The organism is Absiella sp. AM29-15, assembly GCF_003434225.1.
Classification (GTDB): domain Bacteria; phylum Bacillota_I; class Bacilli_A; order Erysipelotrichales; family Erysipelotrichaceae; genus Hoskinsella; species Hoskinsella hominis.
The window spans coordinates 1-23,555 of the sequence record NZ_QVFL01000006.1 but is presented as its reverse complement, the minus strand read 5'-3'; the positions used below and the strand labels follow the sequence as shown (position 1 = coordinate 23,555).

At 30.4% G+C, this 23,555-nt stretch carries 21 protein-coding genes and 1 pseudogene; 19 read left to right on the top strand and 3 right to left on the bottom strand.

The window, feature by feature from the left end; genetic code table 11:
- The first annotated feature begins 292 nt into the window (after nt 1–292).
- The 3 genes and pseudogenes from DW761_RS07560 to DW761_RS21875 all read left to right on the top strand — a co-directional run.
- On the top strand, nt 293–1,285 hold the full coding sequence (locus tag DW761_RS07560; protein WP_117517272.1) for a hypothetical protein: 993 nt from the start codon (nt 293–295) through the stop codon (nt 1,283–1,285).
- Nucleotides 1,286–1,516: 231 nt separating this feature from the next.
- A complete protein-coding gene (locus DW761_RS07555) occupies nt 1,517–1,714 on the top strand; it encodes a hypothetical protein (protein ID WP_117517270.1) in 198 nt (65 codons plus the stop codon).
- Between the two features lie 146 nt (nt 1,715–1,860).
- Nucleotides 1,861–2,245, top strand: a pseudogene (locus DW761_RS21875) (transposase); the annotation flags it as partial.
- 186 nt (nt 2,246–2,431) lie between these two features.
- Here the strand turns inward: DW761_RS21875 and DW761_RS07545 are convergent.
- Nucleotides 2,432–2,746: a hypothetical protein gene (locus DW761_RS07545; RefSeq protein WP_147323317.1), complete on the bottom strand. Its 315-nt coding sequence runs from the start codon at nt 2,744–2,746 to the stop codon at nt 2,432–2,434.
- A gap of 312 nt (nt 2,747–3,058) precedes the next feature.
- On the opposite strand from DW761_RS07545, the gene DW761_RS07540 reads away from it, so the two are divergent.
- The 4 genes from DW761_RS07540 (at nt 3,059) to DW761_RS07525 (ending at nt 9,896) form a co-directional block, all read left to right on the top strand.
- A complete protein-coding gene (locus tag DW761_RS07540; protein WP_158553768.1) occupies nt 3,059–4,864 on the top strand; it encodes a deoxyguanosinetriphosphate triphosphohydrolase family protein in 1,806 nt (601 codons plus the stop codon).
- Between the two features lie 20 nt (nt 4,865–4,884).
- Entirely contained in the window at nt 4,885–6,165 is a 1,281-nt protein-coding gene (locus DW761_RS07535; RefSeq protein WP_117517263.1) for a KAP family P-loop NTPase fold protein, read from the top strand.
- A 21-nt stretch (nt 6,166–6,186) separates the two neighbouring features.
- Complete coding sequence (locus DW761_RS07530; RefSeq protein ID WP_117517261.1) at nt 6,187–9,072, top strand: SIR2 family protein; 2,886 nt, start codon at nt 6,187–6,189, stop codon at nt 9,070–9,072.
- 95 nt (nt 9,073–9,167) lie between these two features.
- Nucleotides 9,168–9,896 carry a TrmH family RNA methyltransferase gene (locus DW761_RS07525; protein WP_117517259.1) on the top strand — a complete coding sequence of 243 codons (729 nt, stop codon included), beginning with the start codon at nt 9,168–9,170 and terminating at the stop codon, nt 9,894–9,896.
- 41 nt (nt 9,897–9,937) lie between these two features.
- On the opposite strand, the gene DW761_RS07520 is transcribed toward DW761_RS07525, so the two are convergent.
- Nucleotides 9,938–10,840 carry an NPCBM/NEW2 domain-containing protein gene (locus DW761_RS07520; protein ID WP_117517257.1) on the bottom strand — a complete coding sequence of 301 codons (903 nt, stop codon included), beginning with the start codon at nt 10,838–10,840 and terminating at the stop codon, nt 9,938–9,940.
- A 33-nt stretch (nt 10,841–10,873) separates the two neighbouring features.
- Nucleotides 10,874–11,095: a hypothetical protein gene (locus DW761_RS21395; RefSeq protein WP_117517255.1), complete on the bottom strand. Its 222-nt coding sequence runs from the start codon at nt 11,093–11,095 to the stop codon at nt 10,874–10,876.
- On the opposite strand from DW761_RS21395, the gene DW761_RS07510 reads away from it, so the two are divergent.
- The 12 genes from DW761_RS07510 to DW761_RS07455 form a co-directional block, all read left to right on the top strand.
- A complete protein-coding gene (locus DW761_RS07510) occupies nt 11,090–11,842 on the top strand; it encodes a prepilin peptidase (protein ID WP_233513062.1) in 753 nt (250 codons plus the stop codon). The genes DW761_RS21395 and DW761_RS07510 overlap by 6 nt on opposite strands.
- A 20-nt stretch (nt 11,843–11,862) precedes the next feature.
- The gene (locus tag DW761_RS07505) at nt 11,863–13,059 is read left to right on the top strand and encodes a type II secretion system F family protein (RefSeq protein ID WP_117517251.1); all 1,197 of its coding nucleotides are present in this window, start codon (nt 11,863–11,865) and stop codon (nt 13,057–13,059) included.
- A gap of 13 nt (nt 13,060–13,072) precedes the next feature.
- Nucleotides 13,073–13,981, top strand: coding sequence for a type IV pilus biogenesis protein PilM (gene pilM, locus DW761_RS07500; protein WP_117517250.1), 909 nt, complete (start codon nt 13,073–13,075; stop codon nt 13,979–13,981).
- A gap of 9 nt (nt 13,982–13,990) precedes the next feature.
- Nucleotides 13,991–14,737 (top strand): hypothetical protein, encoded by a 747-nt coding sequence (locus DW761_RS07495; protein WP_117517248.1) that lies wholly within the window; start codon nt 13,991–13,993, stop codon nt 14,735–14,737.
- Nucleotides 14,738–14,747: 10 nt separating this feature from the next.
- Nucleotides 14,748–15,356, top strand: a complete 609-nt coding sequence (locus tag DW761_RS07490) for a hypothetical protein (protein WP_117517246.1) — start codon at nt 14,748–14,750, stop codon at nt 15,354–15,356.
- Between the two features lie 23 nt (nt 15,357–15,379).
- Nucleotides 15,380–16,438 (top strand): hypothetical protein, encoded by a 1,059-nt coding sequence (locus DW761_RS07485; protein WP_147323316.1) that lies wholly within the window; start codon nt 15,380–15,382, stop codon nt 16,436–16,438.
- Nucleotides 16,439–16,454: 16 nt separating this feature from the next.
- Nucleotides 16,455–17,321 (top strand): prepilin-type N-terminal cleavage/methylation domain-containing protein, encoded by an 867-nt coding sequence (locus DW761_RS07480; RefSeq protein WP_117517242.1) that lies wholly within the window; start codon nt 16,455–16,457, stop codon nt 17,319–17,321.
- A 15-nt stretch (nt 17,322–17,336) separates the two neighbouring features.
- Nucleotides 17,337–18,800: a prepilin-type N-terminal cleavage/methylation domain-containing protein gene (locus tag DW761_RS07475; RefSeq protein WP_158553767.1), complete on the top strand. Its 1,464-nt coding sequence runs from the start codon at nt 17,337–17,339 to the stop codon at nt 18,798–18,800.
- Between the two features lie 15 nt (nt 18,801–18,815).
- Nucleotides 18,816–20,489 (top strand): GspE/PulE family protein, encoded by a 1,674-nt coding sequence (locus DW761_RS07470; protein ID WP_117517239.1) that lies wholly within the window; start codon nt 18,816–18,818, stop codon nt 20,487–20,489.
- A gap of 14 nt (nt 20,490–20,503) precedes the next feature.
- On the top strand, nt 20,504–21,550 hold the full coding sequence (locus DW761_RS07465; protein ID WP_187426312.1) for a type IV pilus twitching motility protein PilT: 1,047 nt from the start codon (nt 20,504–20,506) through the stop codon (nt 21,548–21,550).
- A 1-nt stretch (nt 21,551) separates the two neighbouring features.
- Entirely contained in the window at nt 21,552–22,238 is a 687-nt protein-coding gene (locus DW761_RS07460; protein ID WP_117517236.1) for a hypothetical protein, read from the top strand.
- A gap of 136 nt (nt 22,239–22,374) precedes the next feature.
- A partial coding sequence (locus tag DW761_RS07455) for an AAA family ATPase (RefSeq protein ID WP_158553766.1) occupies nt 22,375–23,555 on the top strand: 1,181 nt, incomplete at its 3' end.

Genomic DNA, 23,555 nt, shown 5'->3' with positions numbered 1-23,555 from the left:
TGATAAAAAACTATTAGTGTTATTGAAACAATGGATCTACTAGACATATCTGAGGATATACATCATGAAATGATGGAATGTATTGAAAAAAATGAAATCAAAAAGTGATTTGATTTAAGAAAATGCTTCATATTAAGACATAGATTACTGTGTTTGTTAATCATGATTTACTTTAAGATTTTACTGTAAAAATATAATTATTTGTGCTTTTCTGACTTTGTTGTAATTATGTATAGATTTTTTTAAACAATGCATGTATAATGGAAAACATTACACGAAAAGGAGGCGCTTTATGAATAATAGACTAAAACTAGTATCAACCATTGATACGAAAGAACCGGGAAAAGCACATGATGAATATTGTAAAAAAATCCTGGCTTTCAAATCTATTCTGGCATCTATCTTGCATGATCAAATACCAGAATATATGGGTATGCCAATACCTGAAATAGAGGCTTGTATTGAGCCAATCAAAGGAATTGAGTACATCAAAAGAAATGGTGAACTTTTGGGATTAAACCTTGAGGATATCGCTGTTATTGGCGCAGAAATACGCTATGATGTATTCTTCTTTGCGAAACTTCCAACAAAGAAGGTAGAAGCTAAAAAAGAAATCATAGGATTTCTGATAAACATGGAAGCACAGGGTGATGATGAAAGACATTATCCATTGATATCAAGAGGTGTGTATCATGCCTGTAGGATCTTAGCAGGTCAAAAGAACGCAAAATATGGTTTTGAACATACCAATTATTTAGATATCAAAAAGGTGTATTCTTTATGGATCTGTATGAATCATAAAAAAGAAAAAGATGATGTTGTGAATTCATACAAACTAACGGAAACTTGTTTGAGAAAAGAATGGCATAGTCCAGTAAGTCATTATGATTTGATAGAAGTTATCATGATTTATCTAAAAAAGAGTTATGATGATTACAATGATGGAGAATATGACTCTATGAAATTATTGAATGTATTATTCAATTCGAATCTTCCACTAGATGAAATAAAGCGACAACTTATAGAAAATTATGGTATACTAGTAACAGAAGATCTAGAGCAGGAGGTGGCTGAGATGTGTAACTTAAGTGAAGGTATCCGTAAGGAAGCGAAAGAAGAAGGTAAATTAGAAGGAAAGCTTGAAGGTAAATTTATAAGTACTGTAGAACTTGTCAAAAACTTGATGGAAACTACCAATATTGAAATCAATAAAGCATTAGATATGTTGAAAATACCAGAAGACATCCGCCAAGCTGTAATTGATGAAATAGAAAAGAAAAATTAACCAAATAAAGATATTCATTTAAGATTAGACCACCTAAATGAATATCTTTTTTTCATCTAAGTATAAAACGCAAAATACAAAAGCTTTTTTGCATAAAATTAATTAGTGTTTTGTGATAAATAAAGCTATTAATATATATTAAAAACATAATATCAGATAATATACATTATAGTTGGATAGACAAATAATGAAAGAAAGTTATAATGTTTTTGAAAGGGGCAGGTGATGCAAATGTGTAACTTAAGTGAAGGTATCCGTAAGGAAGCGAAAGAAGAAGGTAAAGCAGAAGAACGGTTTCTAAGCGCTGTAGTATATACAAAGAAGTTAATGGCAAAAAATCATATTAATGTTATGGAAGCAATAGATATATTAGATATTCCAGATGACATCCGCCAAGCTGTAATTGATGAAATAGAAAAGAAAAATTAACCAAATAAAGATATTCATTTAAGGTTAGACTACCTAAATGAATATCTTTTTTTTCATCATGATGTAAATTGTAAAATATAAAAGATTTTTTTCATGAAATCAAATAGTATTTACAATTGAATAAAGCAATCATATTCAAATGTAATAATCAGTTGAAAAGTAGAGAGGTTAATGCTGTTTCTCTATTCTGTGTAAATAGTCTTACAGGCTTTAGAGAGCCGTAAGAGCTATCTATTAAAAGTCTATATACACAAGCGTAACATCATACATTTGATGCGTAGCAGCACATGTTTTGTAAGATATAAACATATCAAGACATTCAAGCTAAGGGTAGGCAGCACCTGAAAAATCTAAAGATGGTTTATCAAGCAAATACAGAGGAACAGTAAAAAAATCTCTCCAATCGCAATAATGAGTTGGGAAGAAAACTGGGACATTCTAAATACCTATTTTAATTATCCAGTGGAAACAAGGAAAATAATTTACATAACGTATGTGATTGAAGAATTAAATAGACAGTTCCATAAGGTGATATAGTTAGTTATCCAGAACTCAAGTATTCCATGGACACTCACTCTCATAAAGTAAGAATAAAAAGAAAAAGTCAGTATAAATTCAGGTTCTCTGAATATACTGACAATGGATACAAGTGTTAATGTTTATTACATTTATTGACATACTTTTTAATATTTTATAAAATGATGAATTTTTATTATGTTAGACTAAGAAATCAAGAAATCCTAATGCAATTTTTAATGAGTCCTGCATATTAATATTATCCTTTTGTTCACAATAATTCATTGCATCTTCAATAGAATCCAAAGCCCATAACAAATTCTTATAGTTATCATCTGAAGATTCAGAAGAGCTACTTTGGGATAATTCTATATTATATATATCATCACCTTCCTGATAAGAGACCTTATCAATTTGATTATAAACGTACTTAATATTGATAGCTAATAATTTATAATCAAGATTATCGGGGTTATTCTCTATATCAGAAATCTCGCCTTTGATAATTGATTTCATCTGATTAATCTTTCTACGTCTCATTCCATCCTTTATTGTTTCCTTCTTGCTTATAATAAGCGGTTAGATATATCTTACTGCTTTATACTGATAGTGTCAATTACTAGTAAATAACATATGGACATAAAAAATTATGATGATTACAGCGATGGAGAATTTGTGATAATGACTGAAATTCATTGATTTTAAATAATTATAATACTATAAATAGAGTCATCCTATCCCAAACTTGAACTTTTTAATTTTCATGTTGTAATAATAAAAATATATTTTATACTTAATATGACACATATGTTACAAGGAGGCACGAATATGGAAAAGTTTTATATTATTAAAATATGGGAGAAACCATTTTCAAATCTTATCAAGGGATTAAAATCAGATAAAGCTAATGCTGCCTATAATTTAGCAAACAATGATATGGATTTTAAAGGAGAAATAAAAATAGATGATAAGATTTTATTTATTTCTTTTAGAGTGGAAAATAGTGATATAAGCTATTTAGATGCAATTGCTTGCAGAGTTGTAGATATAAATGATAGTCTTTTAACTTGTAAAACAGAGGCGTTTACAGATAAAAAGTTGATAATAGAAAATTTGTGCAATATGCTGCTTTTTGATTTACAAAAAGACTTTAAAAAGAATAGTTATATTACAGAAGAATCAGCTGTTGAAGTATATGACAATTTTGTAAAAGAACAAAACATTAAAGTTGAATCTGATTTTAATGAGATTAATAGTAATGATGAATATATTAGAGCTTGTAAATTGCAATTTGATGATGGTAGATCGACCTATTCACGTGATAGAGATAGAATTATACATTCCAAAGCTTTTAGACGAATGGTAGATAAGGCACAAATCTTTACTTCAAGTAAAGGAGATCATTTTCGTACAAGAATGACACATACATTAGAGGTAACACAGATTGCAAGAACAATCGCAGTCTTATTGAATAATGAAATAGGCGAAATTTGTCCTGTGGATGAAACGAAAACAGAAGCGATTGCTTTAGCACATGATATCGGACATACCCCATTTGGACATGTAGGTGAAAGAGCATTAAATTCAATACTTCGTGGAAAAACTTCCATAATTAAAAATACGGATATAGAAGGCTGGAATATGGGATTTAAACACAATTATCAAGCTTTACGTGTATTAACAAGCCTAGAAGTCAAGTATCCTGATATTGATGGCTTAAATCTAACATATGAGGTTATGGAAGGTGCTTGGAAGCATACCAAAATAAAGAAACATGGAGATTTATTATATTCGCTGGATGATTTCTTCTTATATCCTAATAGTGAATATTTATATCCTGAATATGATTTTCCAACTACTATAGAAGGACAAATTGTGGCAATAGCAGATGAAATTGCACAAAGGTCACATGATGTAGATGATGCATTCAAAGCAAACAAATTAAGCTTTGAAGAATTAAAAAAGAACTCCCATATCAAAAAGGCAAAAAACTTATCAATCATGTTAAAACAGATAGAAGATAGTATTAAAGAAGCAAAAAATAACAATATCTTTCTGATTGATGAAAATGATATGTTAAGAGCAAGACTGTGTTCAGAGATTATTTCATTTTTTGTCACTGATGTGGTAAACAATACTTTAGAAAAACTCAATCAATTCTTTGAAACAGAAAATGAATTCTTTGAACAATACAAACGATTTGATCAAAAAATCGTTGATTGGAGTGAAACAGCACACAATGTATCAAAATTTCTAGAACAAATCATCGCAACACGTGTGATTATATCCTCAGAAGTAACGCAATTTGATACAAGCTCTAAGCGAGTTATAGAGAAATTATTTAAATACTATTATAATAACCCATTATCATTGCCGGATAATACATTAAGAAGGGTGTACATCTCTTATATGAAAAAGGGATTAAGCTACGTCAATTTCAAAGAAGGAAACGTAAATATTATACGTGATGAATTAGAAAAAATCACACAAACAGATTTAAATGATTTAGACATTGATGAACGAAAAGAATACTTAGAAAAACGTAAGATTTTAGTCAGATGCATTGCTGATCACATTGGTGGTATGACAGATAGCTATGCAATTCAAGAATATCATAAGTTATATAATTTATAAATCTAAGGAGAATAGGAAAGATGCTAGAAAGAACAGATGATGAATTTATTAAAAGTACAATTACAGAGAATTTATTAAGCAGAAATAAAAAGCTAATCTATTGTGTAGATTTTCTACTTAACCAAACAAATAATTCAGTTATATCAATAAATGGAAAATGGGGAAGTGGTAAGACTGTTTTTGCTAAACAGATTGAATATGTGATGAAACATGAAGAAGAATATAAACAATTGTGTAGTAGTTATAGAGTAGATGAGAATGCTAATTATAATTCAAACGAGGTTTTCTATTATAATTCATGGGAAAATGATTCTATAAATATGCCTGTACATTCATTATTGTTACAACTTATCAAATACTATAATGTGAAGAGTGATACTCCTTTAGATTTGAAAAAAGCTAGTAAAAAAGTACTCAATATTATGACCAAGTTAGCAACTAATGGTGCTGTTGATATAGAAGATTTGAATTTAAATAAAACAGAAGATGAAAAGATTAATGCGTTATTAAATGATGTAATATGCACCGAGGATTTAAAAGAATTCTTTAATAATATAATCGATCAAATTCTAGCTGAGAAAAATAACAGATTGCTTATTATTGTTGATGAATTAGATAGATGTAGACCAACTTATGCTATAGAAATGCTAGAATGTATAAAACATTTCTATAGTAATGACAAAATTACTTTTCTTGTTGTTACAGACAATATTCAATTATCTAAAACAATAAAAAAAGTATATGGTTCAGAATATGATGGAGAACTATATTTAAATAGATTTTATGATAGTGTGATTGAATTATCAAATAACATAAATACCTTTAAAACTGCATACATAAGTAGTCTTTATGGTAAGGATATTACAGAAACTGATTTATTCAATGAAATCACGATGACCTGTATCAATTATTTTAAATTAGAATTAAGACAAATAAATAGTTTCATTGAATACGCAAAAACAGCACAAAATATTATAGGAGATTATTACAATAATTCTCTTTTATTTAAACAATCTCTAGCTTATTGTATATGCTGTATATCCTATGGATTAAAAGTTACATCAGTAAATGAATATGATTTATATATGCAGGGGAAGTGGAATAAATTAGATGAAGTTTTAAACAGTAATGTGAAATTAATTGAATGGTTAGAGGAATTTATTGATATTAAATCTAACGATAGTTTTGTATCAGTTTTAAAACAAACATACGATGCGGTTTTTAATGGAAATTCTGAAATATATACTTATGATAACTTTGCTAAAAGACTTGTTTTACAGATTTTAGAATTACAATTTTAGATTGAAAAGGGGAAATGTTATATGGATTGGATAGAATCAATAAAACACATAAAAGAAGCACAAAGAAATAATCGTTTAGTTATCTTTGTAGGTGCCGGAGTTTCTAAAAACTCTGGCATTCCTATGTGGGGAGAATTAATAAGAGCAATCGCAGATGAAATTAAATACAATCATTGCGCATTTTGTAAAGAGGAAGCAAATATTAAATGTAAAGAACGTTATAATTTTACCCAAGATGAATATTTGAAAATACCTGAATACTTCTACCGTTTATGTATGCAAAATGATGAACAAACAGGAGATAAAACATATTATGATTTTATCAAAAAAACTTTGCATACAGATGTCGAAAGCAATTGCATTGATGATATCATTTTTCAATTATTACCACATCATATCATTACAACGAATTATGACACATTACTAGAAGATTCAACTGATGTAAACGCAAGACTTTATACAACCATCAAAGAGGATGGAGATTTGTTGTCATCAAGTAATGATCACTATATTATTAAAATGCATGGAGATTTTTCTAATCCTGCAAACTTGGTATTAAAGGAAAGTGATTATATCAACTATGAACAAACACATGTTCTTATATCAACATATATTAGGTCACTTCTAATTGATCATACATTTTTGTTTGTAGGATATTCTTTGAATGATTATAATCTGAAATTAATCATGGGGTGGATCAATTATTTTGTTGAAAAACATGGCGTAACAAAACGCCCGTACAATTTCCTGATTCAACATGGAGAAGCGAACTTTTTTGAATCTAAATTATATGAATCAAAAAATATCTATGTAATAGATACTGAGCCTATATTACAAAACTATGATGTTAAGAGTATTAACTTACAAAACCCATTTGGACAATCAGTATATGCCTATTTATCATATGTTAAAGATGAAAGAAAATATTTAAAATTTGTATCGCTTGAAGATTTATTATATGAAGGCGGAAAACTATTAAATGTTTATAATAAAATAGGAGAGAACGATTTTTTAGAGATGATTAGAAAAGTTGATAAACATGCAAGTATAAATAATCAAATCTTAATAATAAGAGATGAAAAAATATATGATTCTTTTGTAGAACTGCTAGATATAAATAATGAAAAGTCAGATTTTATAAAAAAGATTCTTAAAAAAGTGGGATTATCGAAAATAACGAAAAAAGAACTGTTAACTTATAATCAGTATGAATTAGAAGTTGACTCATTATATTCAGAAATTTTCCAAATTTATATAAATAATGATTATCAAACATTGTTTAAGAAATTAGAAGAAAATCAATCATTAGATGAAATGCTATATTACACTATTTTACTAGATCCAGAATCTGATAATATCAAATCTTATTTTAAGCAGAAAGTGATTCCAAGAAATAATCTTGTAAGCTTACTGATTTATAAAATACAAGAATATTGTAGTTGTTATGGACTTGAATTACTAAATACTACGGAAATATATAGATTATTTACTCTTATACCGAAAAGTTCAGAATACTGTATATGTACCTTGAAAAAGCTTTTTTCACTGCAAGATATCTTGGATGATATAGAAGTCAAGATACAAAAATTAGAAGATGAATATATAAAAAGTCCTGAACACATTAAGATTATTGTTAGTGATGAATTTACACCTATTAGGGCTATCATCTATAATATATATATGTTTTGTTTAAAAAACTATATACCATTTCATAAAGTTGTAAATTTGAAAAATTTATATACAATGTATGCTCAGGCTATATTATGTACTTATCATTATCAAAAAGAAATTGATTTTCCAACATATGAACTAAATGAAATCGATATAGATATTATCACTAAGTATTGCATACCAGAAAAAATTGAAAAAAGTATGAAAAAATATCGTGTTGATAAGTTAAATGTATCAAAAGATGTAAACATAGTTATAAAATTTAAAAACTTTTGTAAATCCTATTTTTTATATCGTGATGTAAATAACTTGTTTTCGTTCCATGCGTTTCTGTTGTTATTCTATCATTTAGATATTAATGAAAATGATTTTGATGACATCACTAATTTATATATTGAAATACTAAATGATATTGCAACCCAAAATTCTATTTCTGTAAATTTTATACATAAATCATTATCTTATTTTATGACACATTTTTCTAATCGTCTATCTACCATACAAGCAAATAAACTTCTTAGATTATTATTTGATGATTTAAAAAAGGAAGAAAAACGACATTATCTAGAATTTAAAGATCAAGATATTTATGTTAGTGAACAAGCAGATATTTTAACGAAAGCGTCAATAAGCAAAGAACTTTTGAAAATTAAAGATAATGATAAGTTTATTAGGGGCATTGAATGCTTTTATGATTGCTTTGAAAATGATATTTTAGAAGAAATCATATATAAATATTTGAATGACTTTGATTGTATTTTTATATTCAATAGAATTATAGAAAAAAGAATTATTTATCATGACTCTATACAACATTATTTCATAGATAAAATAGAAAATGATTCCTGTAGAAAAAGTAAGTATTTTACCTTTTATTCTCAACAATATATAGAATGTTGCATTAGATTATATATGAATGATTATCCGTTTGATTTAAATTTATTAACGCCATATAAAGAAACTTCTGATCAGTTGCAATTTATATTAGATCCAGAAACATTTGATTATTCATTAGTCGATTTAACAGATTATTTTTGGTGTATGCTAATATATTCGGAGAAAACTAATAAATATTTCAAACAACATCGATTAGAAATTTTAAATGAAAGATTAAAAAAAGAGTTACGATTAAATGGTTCACAAACTAATAAGTATATTGTTTTATTGACTAAACTATTTTCTGCAAAAGAATTAAGTGATTTGTTAAGTGAAGATGAAAACATCAAGAATTTTTAAATTCTTGATGTTTTCTCTTTTATTTCTACTTTTCTATAGATTTTTTCTCAGAATCCTTTATACTTATATAAGAACAAAACAAGTGAGGTATCAATATGGAAATCACATCCCTAACAAATGCAAAAGTAAAACAATGGAGTAAATATAAAGAAAAGAAACATAGAGATAAAGATCATAAGTTTCTTATAGAAGGAGAACACCTAATAGAAGAAGCACATAAAGCAAACCTAATAGAGTGTATTCTAATAGAACAAGGAAAAGAAAATATGTTTCCTGCTTATGAAACATACGAAGTCACAAGAGATATCTTAAAGAAACTAAGTGACAGTGTATCTGGCACTTACATCATGGCAGTATGCCATATGCCTAATATATCATCCATTGACTTTGGCAACAAAGTCATCGTACTAGACGACGTTCAAGACCCTGGCAACGTTGGTACGATTATCCGAACAGCCTTTTCGTTCGGATACACAAGTATTGTGTTATCCAACCATTCTGTAGATGTCTTTAATGAAAAGGTCATACGTTCCACACAGGGAGCCTTATTTCATATGCCCATCATTCGTGGAGATATCATGGAACTGTTGCAAGAACTAAAACAGCAGGGGATTACACTCTATGCAACATCCCTTCATGAAGCAACACCCCTTCAACAAACACCAAAGAAAACACCATGTGCATTGATCTTTGGAAACGAAGGAAACGGCGTAAGTAAAGATGTCATAGATTACAGTGACCACAAGGTATTTATTGAAATGGATACCTTTGAATCACTAAATGTTGCTGTTGCAGCAGGTATTTGCATGTATGAATTTAAATAAAAATGGTTAATCAAAAAGGTTCTGCATTTAAGCAGAACCTTTTATCCCTTTGTTAAAACTATGTTAAAAAAACCATAAACTACTCTTGTACCTTCTGTAATTTGTATTTTTAAAGTCTTTGCATTATTCAAATTAATTGATATATGCTCAGAGGGATTTTCAGCTGATAAATTGTACGTTATTGGATCATTTTTATCAACATAAATAGCTAACGTAACATCTTGGATTTCGTTTTCATCAGTCTTACCAACATCAAATTCCATTTTTTGATATTGACTTTCCAAATTAAATAACGCATAACCATCACCATCTCCAAGTATTGAGTAATCACATCCAATAGTAAATCCAGAGTCATATTCTTTTCCAGCAACTCTCATTTTTTTGTCAGCTGGTGTAACTTTTCTGTAAACTTTTCCATTATATAAAATATCGCTTATTTCAGAAAACTTTACTTTAATAGCACCATTTTTTGAATCATTTCCATATAAAATATTTTCCCCATCAACGGATACACTTTTACCTGTTATACTTTCAATAATACCATTATGAAAATAATATTGATTGTTTATTTTAGCTAATCCTTTTTCAATCTCAGATTTCTTTAATCCATCGATGATAACAGTGGCTTTTGATAATACTGCCATATCTTTTTTTTCATAGCCGTCATTCTCTTTTTTTAATTTAGCATTTTCTTTTTTTAAGGCATCATTTTCATCAATCAATTTGATATTTTCATCTTTGAATGTTGATGATTCTGGATATATTATCGCTGATACTTTCTCAGGGAAAATCACAACTATTAATGAACTTAAGGAACAAACAGCAGTTAATACCATGTTTATAAATTTGATAGTAGATTTTTTCTGGATTTTAAAATAAGCAATAAATATTAGAATGATAACAAACACAATAACAGCTATAGAAGCAATTTGTGCTTTAGACATATAATTTTCACTCCCTTTTTAAAATACTTTCTATTAAGGTCTTGGGTCCATACCGTAATAAATAAATGCTCTATATCCCCATCTAGCATTGTGTGAAACTAGCAGTTTTGTTAAATTAAGTACTGGCATTAATGTTGATAGGACGTTAGCATAGAAGAAAGTCACAGCTAATATAGGACCAACAAGACCAGTTACTAGAGGACTGGTAATAACAGTAAAAGTCAAATCAACATAATCTTTGATTAGATCATTCATCGCTTCAGATACACCGCTTTCATTGGTATTGTAGTCGCAAGTTTTATCAATGTAGTAATCTATCGTGTACCTCTTGGATTATCAGTGGCAAAAGGGAGAAGTTATTGCCCAAGTTGCAGTCATCAGCTTGCTTGGTATGACTTATTTCCAATCTTTAGCTATATATTCCTTGGAGGGAAATGTAGATATTGCAAAGCTAAAATTCCTATGAGAGACACCTTGATCGAATTCATAGGTGGTCTTATAGGAATTTTATGTTTTCATCATTACCAGTTTAGTTGGGATGTTTTGGTTGTATTTGTTATCATTATGATTTTATTGGCAATCACAATGATTGATTTTGATACCATGACAATTCCAAATGGACTAGTGATTGCATTGGCTGTTCCAAGTGTAGTGATGATGTTACTTCATCCTGAAGTAAGTCTTGTATCACGTATCATTGGATTCTTTATCATTAGCTTGCCAATGTATCTGCTCATTGTATTAATTCCAGATTGCTTTGGTGGAGGAGATATAAAATTAATTGCTGTTGGAGGATTTTTATTAGGATGGCAATTAACATTAGTAGCAGGATTTATCGCAATTTTAATAGGTGGATGTTATGCAGTGTACCTTTTGGTGTCAAAAAAGTCAAAAAAAGGCGCACATATCGCATTTGGACCTTATTTATCTATCGGAATTGTGATATCATTGTTATATGGAAATTCATTAATTAATGCTTACTTATCACTATTTCTACTGTAATTCAATCGAGGTGAATCAATATGGCGAAGTATCAATATACTGCTAAAGATATGAACTCTAAAAGAGTGAAAGGTAAAATAGAAGCAAATGACCAACAGGAGTTGGTCACTCTTTTACGTAATCAAAATCAATATTTAATGACATGCAAAGATATAACAGAAAAAGAGAAGAATGATAAAAAATTAAATTTAAAAGAATTGTCAGAGTTTTCAAGACAGATTGGTACCATGTTAGGCAGTGGAGTTAGTTTAATACGTGCCATGTCTATTTTGGTACAACGTGAAGAAAACGTAAAAATGAAAAAAATATATAAAGATATGTATGTAAAACTCCAACAAGGTTTTACATTATCTACAGCTATGCAGGATGAAGGTAGAGCCTTCCCTGAGTTAATGGTCAATATGTATCGAAGTGGTGAAAACAGTGGTCATATGGATCAGGTTGCAATGACAATGGCAAAACAATATGATAAGGATTATAAAGTGCAGAGTAAAATAAAAAATGCAATGATTTATCCTATTATTTTGGTTGTCGTAATGTTAGGGTGTGCTGTCTTATTGTTTACTGTCATTATTCCTAATTTTGTTGGTGTATTTGGTAATGCAGAATTACCATTTATCACACTTGCAATGATGGCAGTTAGTGATGTTATGACAGAGTATTGGTATTGGATTATGATTGGTATCTTGGTTATCGTGGCAATCATAGCTTCTTTATTACGAATGCCAACTGTCAGATTTAAATTTGATAAAATGAAATTAAAACTTCCTGTATTTGGAAAGTTGAATCGTACAATCTATACAGCTCGATTTGCGAGAACTATGTGTTCTTTGTATACCAGTGGTATTTCTATCATCAATGGATTGATGATTGTACGTTCTACTATTGGAAATAAATTTATAGAAGATCAATTTGATATGGTCATCACAAGTGTTAGAAATGGCGTATCACTTTCACAAAGTATTCAAAAAGTTGAGGGTTTTGATGTAAAACTTGCAAGCTCTATTTATATAGGTGAAGAAAGTGGTCGTTTAGATGAAATGTTGACGACTTTGGCAGATGATTTTGATTATGATTCAGAGATGGCATCACAACGAATGGTAACTGTAATAGAACCAATCATGATTGTTGTCATGGCGATAATGGTTGTTATTGTTATGATGGCAGTATTATTACCAGTTGTACAGTTATACAATGATCCTAGTGCTATAGGATAATAGGGAGGTTTTTATGGCGAAAGACAACGTGATATTTATATCAAATCACAATATTCAAGTAATCAAAGGATCTTGTGATCGAAATGATATGATTAAAATTGAGAGTTATCATGACTATTATCTTGATGAGGGAAGTATGATTAATGGCGTGATTACAGATGATCAGCCAATTAAGGAGATATTAGATACCATTCATGGCAATGGTGTAAAAACTTGCCGTCTGGTAATTGATAGTGGGCAGATTATTGTAAAGAATATGAATGTTCCTTTTTTGAAGAAAAAAGAAATTGTAAAAATTGTGCAAGATGAATTAGCAGCAGTTGATCAAAGTTATGAGGACTTGATTTATGATTATTCTGTTTTAAGAAAAAATTATGAAGATCAGCCTGGTGGGGAAATATTATGCTGTGCATTAGAGAGAAAACTTTTAACAAGTTATGTAGAATTGTTTGAAAATGCAGGTATTAAATTAACCAATGTAGATATTTCAGTAAATGCTTTACAGAAATTAACGGAGGAATTACCTGATTTAGAACATAAAACTTACATTGTATCCATTATAGATGGAAACAATGTATCCAGTTATCTGTTTGAAGATAATCATTATACGTTCTCAAATAGAACAAGATTGTTCTCAGAACGAGGAACGAATGCATTCATTACAGAAATGAATAGTAACATTTCCCAATTGATTCAGTTTAATAAATCAAAACGAAGTTTGTATACCATTGAAACAGCATACTTCTGTGGCTTGGCAGATGATGAAGAACCAATCGTTATGGCGAATATCAAGGAAAACTTAAACATCAATGCACAGGTATTCCCAAACTCAAAAGTCGTATATGTAACAGATGCAATATTAGCAAATGATTTTAAATTACATGATTACATTTATCCAGTAGGAAGTCTAATAAGAAAGTAGGTGGTCAACATGGCTCAAAAACTAGCAAATAAAGATATAAACCTGTTGGCTGTCTATAAGGTCAAATCAGAGCCATCAAAGTATGCTTCTGTGTTAAAGGTAGTCGCAATACCAGCTGTAGCTGCAATTGTGTTTGTGACAATATTTGGTGTTCAGCAATTTCGTATTCATGGATTAAAGAGTAAAACAGATGATGTGAATGCACAGATTGCAAAATTACAGGAACAAATTGCAAATGATCCTAATGCAGAAAAGAATGCGAAGTACTTGAAAGATTTAGAAACATTAAATCAATTAAAAGAATTACATGAAGATATAGAATCATATCCACAGTTAAGTCAGGATACTTTTGATCAGATTCTATTAGCTTCAGATTTAAATGTGGATGTAACATCCTTCTCTTATGTAAGAGAATCACAGGTGATTACACTTCAAATTCAAGGCTTATATGCAAATGATACAGAAAATTTTGTACGCCGTTTAAAGACATCTAATATCTTCTCTAAGGTAGATTATAGTGGATATTCTATGAGTGAACAGGCAATTGAAACAGAACCTGTAGAACAACCAACACAACAACAGAGTAATCAAACAGATACGATAACGGATAAAGATGGCAAAGATAATAATGATGCGACACAGCAGTTATTACAGCAGTTGTTGAATATGCAGACACAAAACAATCAAAATACAGAAACACAAAAACCACAGACACAAACTGTTTATACCGCAACAGTATTGTGTACATTAAAGTAGGTGAGCATATATGAACAGTTTATCAAAAAGAGAGAAAACATTAATTTATATCTTGGTTTGTATGATTGTTTTTATCGGGGGAATTTTCCTTTTGGTATTACCTTCATTTGAACAATATTCTAAAGCAAAATCTGCTTATGATGAAGCAAGTGATCAATTGGTGATCACAAAAGCAAGTGTGCCTGATTATACAACTTTAGATGCAAATGTAAAAAAGGTAAAAAAAGAATTAGAAGAAATAAGAAAAAGCTTCTATGAAGAAATGAATAAAGAAGATTTAGACCAGGAGATTACACAACTGGTTGTAGAACATAACTTGGTCCCAGTAAATTTAAGTATGTCTGAAATAGCTTCAGAAGAAGTTATGAATTATGAAACGTATTTAAAATCACAAACAAAAGAACAGAGTGCAACAGAGAATAAAACAGAAACCACGAAAAAAACAACAGCGAAAGTATACAATGTCACAATGGTCGTACAGGGAACTGTGCAGGATGTTCAATCTTTGGTAAATGATGCGAATAAAACATATTCCATGAAGATTGGTTCTGTGCAATATTCAGAACAACAAGAAGATACAAAACAAATGACCATCACTTTTAAAGTTTATATGATGTAATCAAGATTGGAGGTGCAATGGATATGAGAAAGAATGAAAAAGGATCAAGCTTGATTTTTGCATTGGCAGTTATTTCAATTATAACCATAGTAATTGCGGCATGTATGGCTATTTCTTATTCTTATTATAAAAGATCCATTGTGGCCAACAGTGAACGTCAGGCATATTTAACAGCAAAGAGTGTTTTAACGAATGTGATTGAGCAAATTACTGATAATACTTGTGAAAATCATGCAGAATATTTGAAAATGATACCTGATGAAACAGTAAACACTAAAATAGAATATGATGTTAATTTTCCAAATGACATGAAAAAAGATATGGGAAATGTGCAAGAAATTAGTGTGGTTAGATCTAAAGAAGAAAAAGATGTCAAAGTGGGTGACACGCAATCAAAAGAAGTTATTGATAAAGTTACATTTACAGTAACTGCAAACTATGGCGATAGATCAAAAACTATAAGTGCAGATATAGTTAAATTGAATTCTGATAAGAGTGACTCCTGGCAATTGTCAAAATATTATGAAGGCGTTATCGAAGCGAATAACAATATTACTAATGCTTTAGCAATGAGAAAACAAATGACAGATATAAATGATATATTTATTAAGAGCAAGAATTTTAGTGATGTAAAAAATTTTTTGAAAGAAGATAATGAAATTTGGCAAAGATATTTAGATCATGAAACAGAAATGACTTATTATAACAATGATCTTTTGAGACCTTTCTTCTTTTATGGATATTATAATCAACAGCTTCCTAAATTTGATATAACAAAAGTCATAACTAAAGATGAAGATGCTTGGGAGTATTTAAATAATAATGTGTGTTATATAAAACCTTTCTTTAATTTTAATAAGTATGAAATATGTATTGTTTATGCGAACATTGATAATAATGTAAGTAAAAATTGGAAAACACAATTAATATTTAATCATGATGATGGACATTGGTATTTTTTAAAAAGTGAGAAATCTTTAACAACTTTTAATGATAACAAGGGCGATGGAGGTCAAAAAAAATGGGATGATTTTGTTAAAAATACGTTAAATGATCCAAGTAAAGCTGTGAAACTAGATTAGATAGGAGGCATTAGAAATGAATAAAAAAGGTTATACATTAGTAGAAGTTATAGTTAGTATTTCAATTCTTTCTATTGCTTCTATTACATTAGCAGGAGCTTTTGGAACAATAATTCATTTTATGACAAAGTCAAATCAAGTGAAAGAAGCAAGTAACGAAATGTATAAAAAAATTGAAAGTAATGAAGCTAATGCAAAAGTAAAAGAATTAATTAATAATCCAGGACAACAATATGAAATTGATGTAAATGGAACTAAATTATATCCGACTGGCACATTTATTTATAATCAATATGAAGAAAATGATGAGGTTCATTTAGCTCAATTTAAGAATACTTATATAAAGACTATTAATGCAACTGATGTGGCTAAGGAAATGTATAATGCTGCAAAAAAATATGAAACAAATATCATTGTTTGTGAAAATTGTAACGTAGAAGGATATATTGAGGTGTTTAATAAAATAAAAGAGGATTATCAAAATGATTTTCCACAATTTCCTAAAGAAAAGTTACCACTAAATATTGTGACAAATCAATATATAAAAATTTATTATCCTTGGGAATTAAAAAATGGGCAAACGATTAAACATGGTCAGCCATTCATATATTTAAGTGAATTTTCTACTTCAGAACAAATAGACGAATCAATAAAGATATTTTTTAATTATGAAGACAATTGCTGGTATTATCTTCAAGCCGGTACTTTAAAAATAGATACAACACAAAGCGTGAATGCAGGTAATGGAAATAATCGTTCTTTAAAACTCAATGAGCGAGGAATAGATAACTGGGGAGACTTATTAAACGATATAAAAAGCAATAAAACAAATTGGCTTAAATGGGATGAAAATTCTGGTAAAGGATGGGTTTCTATTTCATAAGAGGAGGTAATGGTGATGAGAAACAAACAGGGTTTTACATTAATTGAAATCATTGTATCCATCATGATTGCATCTATAGGAATGGTGATAGCTACAACGCTGATTCTTAACTCGATGGGATATTTCGATAAAACTGCGGCAGCAGATTATGATAAACAGGCATTAGATAGTGTAAAAAACTATGTTCAAGATGAATTAATGTATGCAAGCGATGTTAAGCTTCTAAATAAATTTCCTGATACAGAAAATAAAAAGGAAGAATGGTATTGGCTTTATGTGAAAGATGATGTCTTATATAGAGGTAATAGTGTTGAAATAAATGATATTCAGAATGCTGTTAACACTGGAACAATTTATAATAAAGATGTTCCTGTCTATAATAATGATTTCTACAATAAAAGAAAATTACAAATTGATGCAACAACTTATGAATCATATAGAGTAGATTTTAAGTTTAGATTAGTAGATAAAAGTCAAACCGTTTATAAAACATCAACTACAATACATTTATTGAATTTTCAAAACAATGAAGTAGCAGAACCTTTTACAAAAAAATCAGAAAGTTTAATTAATGATGGAGCAAACATTTATAAGGTTTATTACAAAAAAGGTGAAGTATATGATTATAAACAGGTAAGTCAAGATGGAACTGTAGAAGATGATATTTTATGTAAAACAGAGGAAAATACAGAAAAGAATGCTTGGAGTGCAGAAAAGACATATGCACCTGGAACTTTTATAGAATATCCTCAAAATAGTAATAAATGGTATATGAGTATAAAGACTTCCAGAAGGAATGAAAATCCTTCATTAAATACTAATGGAAGCTGGAAAAATGTTAACAAAGTATGGACTGAAAATAGTAGTTATATGAAAAATGATGTAGTGGAATATCCGCAGGATTCAAATAAATATTATCAATGTCAAAAAAATTTATATCATGATAGTACAAAAATAATAGAGATAACGAATACTGAATATTGGAAGCCCATTGAGTCTTCAGCTATACCAGAGCATAAATGTCCTGTTTTTACATCAGGAAATTGGACAGTAGGAGAAGAGGATAAAAGATGTGTAGGTGATAAATATAAAAAGGAAAAATGGGTGGATTATACTGTTGCAGGTCAAATTAATTATCCTATAGGAACTTTTGTAGAAATGCCAGATGGAAGTGTATATAGGGCTATTCAGGATACTAATAATGTTTATACGCCTGGTTCAAATGGAACTAGTAGTATATGGAAAAAAATTGATGTAAATTGGGATGCAAGTACTAATTATTATACGAAAGATATCGTTTTTTATAATGGTGATAATTTATATCACCAAGTAATTTGGAATGGTTGGGTTGGTATAGGTAATTCGCCTACGAATTCAACATATTGGTCTAAAGGATATACTTTAGAAGAAATAAATGAATTGATGGAAGAAAATGAGAATTTAAGGCCTACATGTGATTTAAGTGGTACAGCTAATTAAAAGGAGAGTGATCCTATGAAGAATATACCTATAGGGGAAGTGTTGAAGGAGTATGGATACATTAATGAAGATCAGCTTCAAACAGCACTGGCAGAACAGAAGAAAGATAGAAGTAGACGTTTAGGTCAGCATTTGATTGATTTGGGATTTATTACAGAGAAACAGATGTTGAAGGCACTAAGTGATAAGCTGAATGAACCAATTGTGGATTTGAATACGAGTCATATTGAGGTTGATGCGGTTGCTAAGATTCCAAAGGCACTAGCATTAAAGTATGATTTGATTGCCATTACTGAACAGAATGGTGTATTAACCGTTGTCACAAGCGATCCTTTGAATTTCTATGGGATTGAGGATGTTCGTTTAGTAACAGGCTTAAACTTGTCTATTGGGCTTTGTGAGAAAGCGGAGATATTAAAGGCAATTGATTATTACTATGCGGAAATCAAGGCTAGAGAAGCTGCTACAGCAGCGAATCAAAACGTTACTTCTTTTGAGTTTAATGAGGAAGAACTGTTTAATTCAGAAACCGATGATACCCCAATCGTTAAGTTGTTTAATTCTTTGTTGAGTCGTGGATATAACCAGAATGCGAGTGATATCCATATTGAGGCTTATGAGGATAAGACAATGGTGCGTATGCGTATTGATGGAATGATCGTGGATTATGTACAGTTAGCGAAGAACCTGCATGCATCTTTGATTGTGCGTATTAAGATCATGGCAAATATGGATATCGCAGAAAAACGATTACCACAGGATGGCCACTTTGTGACAACGATTGATGGTGTAAAGATGAACTTGCGTGTTAGTATCATTCCAACATCTTATGGAGAAAAAGCAGTACTTCGTTTCTTGAACAGCAATACGACAATCATGCATAACAAGACGTATGGTATGATTCAGGAAAACTATGAAAAGATATGTAAGATGTTAGAGATGCCACATGGAATTATCTACTTTACCGGTCCTACTGGTAGTGGTAAGACAACGACACTATATATGATATTAGAAACGTTGGCAAAACGTCAAATCAATATTTCTACGATTGAAGATCCAGTCGAAAAAAATATTGAACGTTGTAACCAGATGCAGATCAACAATATGGCAGGATTAGACTTTGAAATGGGATTACGTGCCTTATTGCGACAGGACCCGGATGTTATCCTGGTAGGAGAAACACGTGATGGAGAAACTGCAAGTATTTCTGTACGTGCCGCTATTACCGGTCACTTGGTATTAAGCTCACTGCATACCAATGATGCTATTTCTACTATCGTTCGTTTGGAGGATATGGGAGTAGAGCCATTCATGGTCGCAAACTCGCTCATTGGAAGTATTTCCCAGCGATTAGTCAAAACGATATGTCCGCATTGTAAAGAAAAGATATCCACAACAGAACTTGATCGATCAGTATTAGGTGAAGATGTAAAATATATCTATAAAGGGGCAGGCTGCCACTTATGTAACCACACGGGTTATAAAGGAAGAACAGCAATTCATGAAGTAATCATGATTGATAAAGAAGTAAGAAAGATGATTTCTAATAAAATCGATATCGATGATATCTATGCCTATGTCAAAACAAGTCAAAACTTAAAGACTTTGCGTGATCAGGCAATCGATTATGTAAAACAAGGAATCACCACAATGGATGAATTATACAAGATCACAAGTTATCTTGATTAGGAGAAAATATGAGTATGTTAGATGAGATGCTGGCATTTGCCAGATCAAGTAAATGTAGTGACTTACACTTACAGGTAGGTGGTGCACCAATTATCCGAAGGAATGGAAAACTGATGGAATATCCAGGAAATGTGAATGATGCACAAACAACGGAAATGATTTTATCCATGATCAATGAAGCTCAGCTAGATGATTTAAAACAGGGAAAAGACTTAGACTTTACCTATGTATCAAGTGATAACAATCGTCAAAGGGTAAACATATATCGCCAGCAGGGAAAACTATGTGCGGCACTACGTATCATCAATGATGAAATCAAAACACTGGATGAATTAAATATGCCAGAGGTATTAAAAAAACTCGCCATGGAGCCTCGTGGACTGGTATTGGTAACTGGACCTACCGGTAGTGGTAAATCAACAACACTTGCGGCTGTTATGGATTATATCAATGAAAATAAAGACTGTCATGTATTGACGATTGAAGATCCAATTGAATATGTCTATCAGCCAAAACGTGCCATGATTCATCAGCGTGAAATCGAACGTGATGTAGACTCTTTTGATACAGCCCTTCGTTCCGCATTGCGTGAAGATCCTGATGTTATCCTGGTAGGGGAGATGCGTGACTATGAAACCATCAGTTCTGTTATCACCCTGGCAGAAACAGGACACTTGGTATTCAGTACCCTGCATACCATTGGTGCCGCTAAGACAATCGATCGTATCATTGACGTATTCCCACAGCATAAACAAGCACAGATTAGAATGCAGCTATCAGGTATCTTAAAAGCTGTTATCACACAACAATTATTGCCAACCGCAGATGGGCAGGGAAGAGCTGCCGCCATGGAAATCATGACCGTAACGGATGCTGTAGGTGCACTTATTCGTGAAAGTAAAGTACATCAGATCAATTCCCAGATCCAAACAGGTATCAAGGATGGCATGATGACTTTAAACTTTTCATTGGCACAGTTAGTTAGAAGTGGCAAAGTAAGTCGTGAAACAGCTAAGAAATACAGTGATGATCCTGATGAATTAATGCAATACCTCATGTAAGATGAAACAAGATCAGGATACAACCATACGTAAAAGCATTGTGAAATGGGTCATTGCCATCTCCAGTGGAATCGTATATATCTTCATGGCATTATCTGAGTTGATCTATCATCAGGCAATTGAAACACTATTGATATTGCTGTTTATAGGATTTCTATTTCCATTTTATGTGTTGTTAATTATAGAACCAGATATATCCACACGTCAAAAATTTGATAAATGGTTTGCGATTGTGCTTGTCTGGCTATTTCTGAGTTATTTTGGATATCTGGATATGCGAAGCAGAGGTTTAAAAGAATATGGTACGGCACAATATATGGCAGGGTGGACAGGAAAAATGAAAGTCACGCACTTTTATGATGACTTTTATGAAATACCATTTGAAGAAAGTGCCTTGCAGGTAAAAGAACATCCACTGCGAAACTGGATGATGGGACATATTTTTGGAACACCAGAATTAGATGAACCACGCTATATCATGAGAAAGACGAAAGATGAAGAAGATTTAAAGAACTTATTGAGAGAAATGAATACGGATTTTCTTTATAACCAAATAAGTTTAAAACCATTAAATCAGAATATACATGCAGAAAATGGATATGAAGTCTATGATCGAAATCAGGAATTACTATGTTCAATTATCATTGTGGAGCATGATGATTATAATACATTAGAAGTACGTAAATAAGCAGGCAAATCGCCTGCTTTTTATAATGTGATTTATACAGTATATAGAATATTTACAACTGAATATACATTATAATGTGATGGACAAAAAACTATACAATGTTATAATGACAATAAAGAAAAGGCAGGGTGGTTATATGAATTGTTTAGAGGAAATAATAAAAAAAATTGTGAGTTGTAAAAATGAAAACATTCGTGTAAATTTTAAAGAATTAAAAGAAGCAGTAGCTTTAGAAGAAGAATTAAAAAGACGAGGAATTCCTTTTGTTATGGATATCCGATTGACGAATACAGGATGTAATGCAGTGATTGGCAGAGAAAAGATGGGGATGTATGAGAAAGGCGTTAAAGATTTACATGTAGAAGAAGTAAATTCTATTTATTACGTTGAAAAATTAAATGAAAAACGGGTACCAATCGGTATAAGTGACTATCGTGAGATAAAAAAAGAAAATGCTTATTGTGTAGATAAAACTAAAATGATTGAAGAGTTATTACAGCTGAATGATCAGGTAACATTAATCACACGCCCACGTAGGTTTGGGAAAACACTAAATATGAGCATGTTGGCAGAGTTCTTTGATATCACAAAAGATAGTAGGGAATTGTTTAAAGATACCTATATCTACCGAACAAAATATGTCAAAGAAATGAATAAGTGGCCAGTGATATTTTTGACACTGAAAGATTGTAAAGGAATAAAAGAAAAATTATTAAGACAATTGTATATGGTACTTTCTAAAGTATACGGTAAATATTATAATGAATTCAAAGATATAAAAGATATTTTTCTTTCTAGGCGATTACTTGAAATTAGTGAAATGTTATTAAAAATGGATATCAGTGATAATGGAATGGCAGTAGTGAATAATGCAATTGAGATTTTGATTCGTTTTTTGTATGAAAAATATCAAAAGAAAGTTATTCTTCTGATTGATGAGTACGACACACCATTTATAAGCGCGTATTCAGAAATGTATTATGATGAAATAAAAGGGTTTTTTACAGGAATGTTTTCCTCAGCGTTAAAGGATGATCAAATGCTTTATAAGGGAGTTTTGACAGGTATTCAAAGAATCGCAAAAGAAAATCTGTTTTCAGACTTGAATAATCTAGAAGTATGTACGATGCAGGAAGATAAATATTCAGATATATTTGGTTTTACAGAAGAAGAAACGCGTGCCCTATTAGAAAGTCATCAGTTGAAATTGAATAAAGAAGTAAAAACCATGTATGATGGTTATCGTATTGGAAATAAAGAAATTTATAATCCATGGTCTATTGTAAAATACGCATCTAGTGGAAAATTAAAGCGGTA